Consider the following 8,305-nt stretch of genomic DNA (forward strand, 5'->3'; position numbering starts at 1 on the left):
ACCCCGGTCGAGCCGAGTCGATGGAGCCGATCGTCCTCCTTGAAGACAACCACTGCCTCGCCCTGAACAAGCCGGCCGGGATGCCGACCCAGGGGGATGAGTCAGGGGCCCTGTCGCTGGTGGACTGGGCTCGGGAGGACCTGCGCATCCGGCATGCCAAGCCGGGCAACGTGTTCGTCGGCCTGGTCCACCGGCTCGATCGGCCGGTTTCGGGGGTCGTCCTGCTGGGAAAGACGAGCAAGGGGGCGAGTCGACTGTCGGAGCAGTTCCGCTCCGGGACGGTCGAGAAGGTCTACTGGGCGATCGTCGAGGGGACGCCCGGGGAAGACCAGGGGACGTGGACCGATCGTCTCGTCAAGGACGAGCGGAGCAATGTCGTGCGGCTGGGGGCGGGAGGGAAGGACGCCGAGCTGTCGTTCCGGGTGCTCGATCGGTGGCGAGGCCGATCCTGGCTGGAGATCCGGCCGATCAGCGGCAGGAGTCATCAGATCCGGGTGCAGTTGTCGAGTCGGGGGCTGCCCATTGTGGGCGACCTGAAGTACGGCGCTCGATCCCGGGTGCCGGCCTCGGACGGCGGGCATCGCCTGGGATTGCACGCCCGGTCGCTCAGGTTCCGTCACCCGACGCGGCCGGAAGCGGTCTTGGTCGTCGCGCCGGTGCCATCAGACTGGCCCGGACCCTCGTCCTGATGCCGGTTGGAATGCCCAGCGATCCCCAGTAGGCCAGCGGCACGACCAGGATGGTCAGGAAGAGCGCCGCATACGGACCCCATCGCTTCGAGTCGACCGGGTGGACTGGCCGGGCGAACGGATCGGCGAAGACCTCGGCGATGCTCTCCTCCTCCGGTTCGGGGTCGCCGGTTGGGGAGGCACCGGGCTCGGTCGAGTTCTCAGGGGGGGCCGCCTCGGCGACGGCCGACGGGGAGGGAGCCGCTTCGGGCTGGTCGGGAGTCGATGTGGGGACCGGGTCCGCAGTCGCCGACGCGCCGGGATCGGCGGAGGCGAGGGGGGGCGAGGATTCGGGGAGGGGCGACCCGCCGGCCGAGGCCGAGGGGAGAAGACCGAGGTATCCCCGGGCGGCGAGCATCAGGTCGGGAGGGATCGGGGCGATCCGCTCGGCGTCCCGGCGGGCCCGCTCCAGGTCGTACCGCTCGGCCTCGACGAGGTGGACGAACCAGAGCGCCGCGGCGGTCGTCCCGGAGGTGTCGCAGAAGAAGATTGGCCGGGCCGATTCCTGGGCGATCTCGTCCTCGAAGCGGCGGACCAGTGCGGCGTCAATCGTCCCGGGGGCCGTTGGGAGCAGAACGAGCCGAAGCCCCGCCTGGCTGCTGGCGGCAATGTCCGTCGGCAGAACCTGGTCGATCGGTCGCAGGTCCAGAACTGTGCGGTAGCCCCGCTCCACCAGGGTCGTCCAGCCCCCCTCGGCCGGCACCGAGCCGCCGGCCAGGTGGGGCTCGACGCTGAAGAACGCCGCGATCCCCGGCGCCGCCCCGGTGGTCGGGCTCGGCTCGGGGATCACGGTGGTCTGCTCAGCGGCCTGGGAGTTCTCCGCAGGGGGAGTCGGCTCGGGGACCGGGGCCGGGGCCCCCCCCTCGTCAGGAGGGGGGGCGGGCGGGGAGGCGGCCGGCTCGACGGGCCCGGGGGCGGCCGGCTCGGGGGCGGCCGGCTCGGGGGCCGTTGGGGCCGGGATCGAGTCGATGCTCGGCAGGTCGTCGGCCAGGAGCGGATGGACCTTTGGCCCTCGAGGATTGCCGGAGTCCGGGGCGGCGACCGGCCGATAGAAGGTCACGTCGCTGCTCCGGCGGGCCATCCGGTCGGCGTAGGCGTCCCCGGTCGGGGGAGCCGAGCCGATGACGGACGCCGGCGCCCGATCGGTCGATCGGGCGTCGGGGGTCCGGAGGGCGGAGGTCCTCGAATTGATTGAACCCTGCGGAGCCCGGCCGGTTGGCTCGGGCAGCGGGGTCAGCTCCAACTCGGGGGAGTCCGACGGGGGTTCGATCCGGGGGAGGGGCTCGAGCGCCGGGTCCGGCGAGGTCAGCGGGGCGCCGACCGACGGAGCGGGCTCGATGATGGCGGGGGCGCCGGGCAGAACCTCGACGCCAGGGTCGGAATCGATGACGATCGGCGGCTCTTCATAGATGATCTGGCCCCGGTTGCGGTTGAAGAGGCCGCCGCCGCTGCTGCCCAGCCCGTTCCGGATGCCGCTGCCCAGCCGTCGGATCGGACCGCAGCCGTTGCAGTTGCGGAAGGGGTTGATCGACTGGAGCGACTGGCAGCCGTCCAGGCCGATCGTCGCCAGGGCCAAGGCGATCAGCGCGATGCGAGGCGTAGCCCGCCAGGCGGGCGGGCCCGTCGCTGCGCGTCGCTCGGTCTTCATCGTGGGATCCTCCAGGGGGTACTCGACCCGATCGGGCGAGCGGCCCGCCGGGCGCTCCGTCGGCGGCGGCGGGAGGAGATCGGGGACCCGACGGACCCGGCTCCCCGGCCGGTCGGGCCGGCGGAGGGAGCTCGTCGGGGACGAGAACCGCTCCGGAGGCGTCGGGTCGGGAAGTCGGCTCGGGGCATCGGCTCGCTCGGGGCGGTCGGGACTCGGCGATGACGGGCCGCCCTCCCCGCCCGTCGGGAGGACGGCGACGCGACGAATCGCCCCTCCGGCGCCGGTTCCCGACTCCGAGGGGGCGCACGAGAGGCGTCACGGAACCATATCCGACGCCGGCACGGTTGCCAGTCATCTGTACCGATTTATAAAATAGCCTCATCGCTCCTGCCGGCGCGACCCGTCCAATCGTCACCACCCCACTCCTCCAATCCCCCGACGCCATGCCCGCCGACGGCCCCGATCCCCCCTCCGAGCACCGACCCCGACGACCCGCCCTCGCCCGCTCGGCCGCCGTCGGTCTGCTGGCGCTGCTCGTCTTCGGCGTCGGGCTCGACGCCGAGCCCCCCTTCGCCGACGAGTGGGCCTACGTCTCCCAGGCCTACTTCGGCCCCCTCTGGTGGGAGGGCCGCTGGGACGACCCCGCCTGGCTCGAATACGGCGGGATCGACCTGCCGCCGCTGCCGAAGTACCTCATCGGAGGGATGATCGCCCTGGGAGGGTACCCGATGTCCGACCGGCTCGACGCCCTCTCCTGGTACAAGGACACCTCCTCGACCTTCGGCAGTCCGGGCCTGCTCTCGTGGTGCCGCTGGCCGATGGTCGTCCTCGGGGCGATCGGCTGCGTGGCCGCCTCGGCGATCGGCGCGATGGCCTTCGGGCCGAGGGCCGGAGCCCTCGCCGGGATGGTCCTGGCGATCAACCCGCTCTACCGGCTGCACGCCCGACGGGCGATGTCCGACGTGCCGACCGAGGCGTTCACCCTGCTGGCCCTGGGGGTCGGCCTTTGGGCCTGGCGGGAGCTGATCGGCGGGCGACCCGGCCGGGGGGCGGCGGCGATGGCCCTCGGCGGCGGTGTCCTCGCCGGGATGGCGGCCCTGTCGAAGCTCAGCGGAGGCCTGGCGATGATGACGCTGGCCGCCTGGGCCGCGCTGGCCGCGGTGTTGCCCGGCGTGCCGGCGAGCCGGAAGGCGGCGGTCGCCGGGGCGGTGGTGGTCGCGGGGCTGATCGCTTATGGGACGTTCATCGTCGGCAACCCGACCCTGACCGCCCGTCCCGGGCCGGTTCGAGGGGCCCCGAAGGACTACGTCGCGATGGCCGAGACGGGGCTGATCGGCCGGACGCTCGCCGTGCTGGAGCACCGGGCGGCCGTCTCGAAGGCGGGGCAGCAGACGCCGCTGTTCCAGCAGCAGGGGTATGCGCTGACCGACCTTCCGTCGAAGCTGGCGGTGGTCGCCGTCCAGGGGTTCGGGAGATTCGGGCCGCTTGGGCCGAGGCATTCCGACTCGCTGGTCCGGTACGACTGGCGGCAAGACTGGGGCGCCGCGATCTGGGGGCCGCTGGTCTTGCTCGGGGTCGGCTGGGCGGCCTGGCTGGGCCTCCGGCAACATCGGCTCGGAGCGCCGCCCACGGCCTGGGCCGTGCTGGTGCAGTTCGCGGTGGCGGCGGCCACGGTTTCGGTCTTCATCCCGCTGGCGTGGGACCGCTACCTGCTGCCGATCCAGTCCGGCTCGGCGATCCTCGCCTCGGGGTTCGTGGCGGGGGCGGTCGCGGCGGCTTCCCGGTTCGTCCGGGGGAGGAGGAGGGAGGCGGACGGTGCCTGATCGGATCGGGTTCCCCGGCTGGTCCGGGAGGGACCGCCTGCTGGCTCCGGCGGGAGTGGCGGCGATCCTGCTCGCAAGCTTCGCCTTCTTCTGGCATTCCCGGGACTGGAACAGCGCCAGCCGATTGATGTTGACCTATGCGATCGTCGATCAGGGGACGATCCGGCTGGATGCGTACCGGGCGCAGACCAACGACATCGCCCAGGTCGACGGCCGGTACTACACCGACAAGCAGCCGGGCTACTCCCTGGCCTCGGTCGTTCCCTATGCGATCGCGAAGGCGGCCCTTGGGCTGCCCGACCACCCGATCGGAGGGCCGGCGCTGCGGTACTGGCCGGGGGACTACTGGGCGACGCTCGGCACGGCGGGCCTGGCGACGGCGATCGGAGCGGCGGTGCTGGTCGTGCTTGCCGGCCGGGTCGGCTGCCGGCCGAGAGGGGCCGCGCTGATCGGCCTGGCATACGGGCTGGCAACACCGGCGTATGCCTATGCCACGATGAGTTACGGGCACCAGCTCGCTTCGGCCTGTCTGCTTGCGTCGCTCGCACTGCTTGACCGTCCCGGGGCGCTCAGGCCGGGGATCGGCATGGCGGCGGCCGGGTTCCTGGCGGCCTTCGGGTCGGTCGTCGAGCTGTCGGCCGGGCCGATCTCGGCGCTGCTGGGGCTGCTCGCCGTGGCGAGGGTCATCTCCCGAGACGTTCCGGTCCGAGGGCTGCTCGCATTCTCGGCCGGAGCGGCGGGGCCGACCGCGTTGCTGATGGGCTACAACGTGCTCGTCTTCGGCTCTCCGATCGACATTGGCTATGCCCACCACGCGACACAGCAGTTCGCCGAGGTTCACTCGGCGGAGAACCCGCTGGGCCTGCGCGGACCGGACTGGGGGAAGGTCCTGCCGCTGCTCTGGGGGAGCTATCGCGGGCTGTTCTTCTATGCACCGATCTTGATGCTGGCGCCTGTCGGCTGGGCCGCGCTGCTCGCCAGGGGGAGGGTCGGGCTGGCGATCGTCTCGCTGCTGGCGAGCGTCTCGGTGTTCCTGGTGAATGTCAGCTACCCGGAATGGACAGGGGGCTGGTCGACCGGGCCGAGGCTGCTGGTGCCGCTGATCCCGTTCGCGATGGTCGGGGTCGCGGGGGTGGTCGCCTCGGGAGGGAAGCCGGCGGCGATCGTCTCGGGGCTGCTTGCCCTGGCGGGAGGAGGATTGATCTTGCTGTTCCAGGGGGTCGGGGCCCGGCTGCCGCAGGACGTGGCCGACCCGCTCCGGGAGGTGGTCCTGCCGCTCTGGACCGGCTCCCGGCTTCCCCCCTGGTGGATTGGAGAGCGGTTCACCCGGACGATCGTCTCGGAAGGGGTTCCGGGCTGGTTCGGTCGCCTGGGGCCGGGGGAGCAGTGGCTCCAGTTCCTTCCCCTGGTCGCCGGGCAGTTGGCCGCGATTCTGGCCCTGATGGCCGTCCTGGGCCGTCGGCCAGCGCCGACGCCGATCGACTGACCACGGCCCCCGTCCAACCGGCCGGAGTGGACCGCGGCAAGAGCGCTGCTCGATGCCTCGATTCCTCGCCCTGGCCGCCGACTTCGACGGCACGCTCGCCCAGGACGGCGCCATCGACGGGCCGACCCGAGACCCCCTGCGGCGGCTCAAGGCGTCCGGCCTGAGAGCGGCGATGGCGGGGATCGGCCTCTTCCCCCGGAATGTCGTTTCCGTGGGGGACGCGGAGAACGACCGAGAGCTGCTCCGGGAGTCGGAGTGCGGAGTGGCCGTTGCCAACGCGGTCCCGGCCCTGGCCGGGGAGGCCGACTGGACGACCTCGGGAAGCCGGGGAGAAGGCGTGGCGGAGCGGATCGATCGGCTCGATGAGGACGACCTGGCGGGGATCGTCTCCCGGCTGAATCGGCTTGAGCTTCCGATCGGGGCCGAGCGGGGAGCCGGGGGGCGGCCCTTCGGAGTCCCGCCGATCGGGACGACCATCCTGATCGCCGGCACCTCGGGCGCCGGGAGGTCGGCGATGGTGCTCGGGGTCCTCGATCGGCTCTCAGGAAGGGGGTACCAGTTCTGCGTGGTCGATCCGGAGGGGGCGATCGCGCACCAGCCCGGGGGTTGGGGGATCGTGCTTGGGGGGCCGGATGCGCCGCCTTGCCTGCTGCCAGCCTCCCGGGAGCCGTCCGAAGCGCCGGGGGAGCTGGCCAACGCAGTGATCGTCACCGGGAGCCCGGGGGCCGTCTCTCCCCGGGTGCTCGGCGCCGTGGGGCAGGTCTGGGCGGTGGGGGACGACCCGTCGGCGACGCTTCGGGAGTTCGCGATCGGGGTCGGTGAGCGGGAGCCGGAGGTCGGCGAGGACGGGCTCGACCCCTCCGAATGCCTGGCTTGGCCCCGTCGTCCTGAGCCCGCCCCTCCCCGCGTCGTGCGGCTCTCGCTCGCGAGGACGTCCGCCAAGGGAGCTGCCAGGCGATGATCGGAGCGATCTCCCGGCCCTGTTCCCAGCCCGGGAGCGAGCTGGGGGGCGGCGCTCAGGGGAGAGCCGGTTCGGCCGAGTCTCCCGGAAGCAAGCCGAGGGCAATCTCGAAGACGTCCTGCGGGCAGCGCGGGAGGAATCGGAGGCGGAGCCGGTAGACGCCTGGGGAGCCGGGCATCGGCTCCCGCCCGACCACCTGCGCCCGGGTGCCCCCCGAGAGCCGAGGCCCGACCACGCAGAACCAGGCATCGTCCCCCGTCTCGGGGCCGTCCGTGCAGGCGATCGCCGCGCCGCCGAGGCTGATGTCGATCAACTGGGAGCCGATCGTCTGGAACTGCTCGCCGTCCCACCAGCCGAGCCAGAGTCGATCCACCAGCGGCGTGAACCGGGGGGTCTCCCGACGCTCCACGCCGACGTGGGCCCCCGAGTCCGCCCCGATGCCCCTGGCCTCCATCTCGATCACGTCGATGCTCATCGGCGAATCCTCTCCGTACCGCTCCGTCACCTTCGGCCGCCCCAGCGGGCCATCGGGGCCGCCGCGGGGTGCGAGGCCCCGGGCCATGCTCGAATCTCGATCGGTCCATCGAACCGACTTCTGATCCAACCCTAGCTCCGGGCATGCTCGCGTTCCCGAAAGCAGCGCCATTGATGATTGCAAAAGAGAAACGGTGCGACACGGCAAGGAGGGGTTGTCGTAGCGGGGCTCGGGGGAGGTCGAGCAGCTGGAGCGCGCCGTCCGACGCGGCGACGGCGATCCGCCCGCCGTCGGGGCGGAAGGCCGGGCAAGAGACGGCCGCCGCATGTGCCTCGCCCTTGCGGACCTCGGCGCCGTCCTCGGGGTTCCAGAACGTGATCAGGCGATCGTCCCCCCCGGTCGCGATCAGGCAGCCCTCCTTCGAGGAGAAGGCGACGGCATCGACCTGGGACCCGTGCTCCGCCAGCTCGACGATAAGAGTCGGATCCTCGTTGGCCTGGGCGACGTCTTCGGGGACGGCCCAGATGCGGGCGAGCTTGTCCCTGCCGCCGGAGGCGATCCGGGAGCCGTCGGCAGCGAAGGCGACGCGGAGGACGAAACCGTCGTGGGAGCCGAGCACTCGGTGAAGCTCCCGGGACTCGGCGTCCCCGAGGAGGATCGTGCCGTCGAAGCCGGCCGAGGCGATCGATCGGCCGTCGGGGGACCAAGAGACGGCATCGGCCAGATCGTCGTGCCCTTCGAGCCGACCGGCGTCCTGGGCCTGCGGTCGGGGGGATCGGGAGGTGGGCAGTGTTGGGGAGGTTCGGCGTCGGGGAGTCATGGCGGGGAGGCTCCGGAGGGGGGAGGGGAGTCGAGCCGTCTGGGGAGCTGATCGAGTCGAGGCGTCGGCTCGGGCCGCCCCGAGCCGCCGAACAGAGACCGGCCGGAGCGTCGGTGTAACCGCCCCGGGAGGCCGTCGATCGCCGGAAGGGGGCGGATCGCCAGGAGGGGAGGGGCGGAGGTCGTCGGACGCGGAGGCTTACGATCGGCTCGGGGGGTGATAAGATAATGCCGGGCCTCGGCCTGGGGTCGGCCGGCCGGGGTCGCGAGGCGTCGGCATCGCTGGCCGAGGGCCGCGCGCCACCACGAGTCGACGAGAACGGGACCGAGTCCCATGCCCGATCGCCCCCCGATCCCCCCCCCCC

General features: G+C 72.5%; 6 protein-coding genes and 1 pseudogene. 4 read left to right on the forward strand and 3 right to left on the reverse strand.

Features of this window, described 5'->3' with window-relative positions:
- The first annotated feature begins 20 nt into the window (after positions 1-20).
- Complete coding sequence (locus tag TsocGM_RS20625; protein ID WP_126727356.1) at positions 21-689, forward strand: RluA family pseudouridine synthase; 669 nt, start codon at positions 21-23, stop codon at positions 687-689.
- Here the strand turns inward: TsocGM_RS20625 and TsocGM_RS27810 are convergent.
- Complete coding sequence (locus tag TsocGM_RS27810) at positions 607-2,376, reverse strand: beta-lactamase hydrolase domain-containing protein (RefSeq protein WP_126727357.1); 1,770 nt, start codon at positions 2,374-2,376, stop codon at positions 607-609. The two genes, TsocGM_RS20625 and TsocGM_RS27810, sit on opposite strands and share 83 nt — an antisense overlap.
- Before the next feature lie 443 nt (positions 2,377-2,819).
- Here TsocGM_RS27810 and TsocGM_RS20635 point away from each other — a divergent pair, with 443 nt between their 5' ends.
- From TsocGM_RS20635 to TsocGM_RS20645, 3 genes are read left to right on the forward strand one after another with little or no spacing between them, the layout of a single operon-like run.
- Complete coding sequence (locus tag TsocGM_RS20635; RefSeq protein ID WP_126727358.1) at positions 2,820-4,199, forward strand: ArnT family glycosyltransferase; 1,380 nt, start codon at positions 2,820-2,822, stop codon at positions 4,197-4,199.
- Entirely contained in the window at positions 4,192-5,685 is a 1,494-nt protein-coding gene (locus TsocGM_RS20640; protein WP_233579064.1) for a hypothetical protein, read from the forward strand. The genes TsocGM_RS20635 and TsocGM_RS20640 overlap by 8 nt, the downstream gene beginning before the upstream one ends.
- A gap of 52 nt (positions 5,686-5,737) precedes the next feature.
- Complete coding sequence (locus tag TsocGM_RS20645; protein WP_126727359.1) at positions 5,738-6,646, forward strand: HAD hydrolase family protein; 909 nt, start codon at positions 5,738-5,740, stop codon at positions 6,644-6,646.
- Between the two features lie 55 nt (positions 6,647-6,701).
- On the opposite strand, the gene TsocGM_RS26220 is transcribed toward TsocGM_RS20645, so the two are convergent.
- Positions 6,702-7,121 carry a PilZ domain-containing protein gene (locus TsocGM_RS26220; protein WP_158633669.1) on the reverse strand — a complete coding sequence of 140 codons (420 nt, stop codon included), beginning with the start codon at positions 7,119-7,121 and terminating at the stop codon, positions 6,702-6,704.
- Positions 7,122-7,497: 376 nt separating this feature from the next.
- A pseudogene (locus tag TsocGM_RS27975) lies at positions 7,498-7,941 on the reverse strand (WD40 repeat domain-containing protein); the annotation flags it as partial.
- Between the last annotated feature and the right edge of the window lie 364 nt (positions 7,942-8,305).

Source organism: Tautonia sociabilis, from assembly GCF_003977685.1.
GTDB lineage: Bacteria > Planctomycetota > Planctomycetia > Isosphaerales > Isosphaeraceae > Tautonia > Tautonia sociabilis.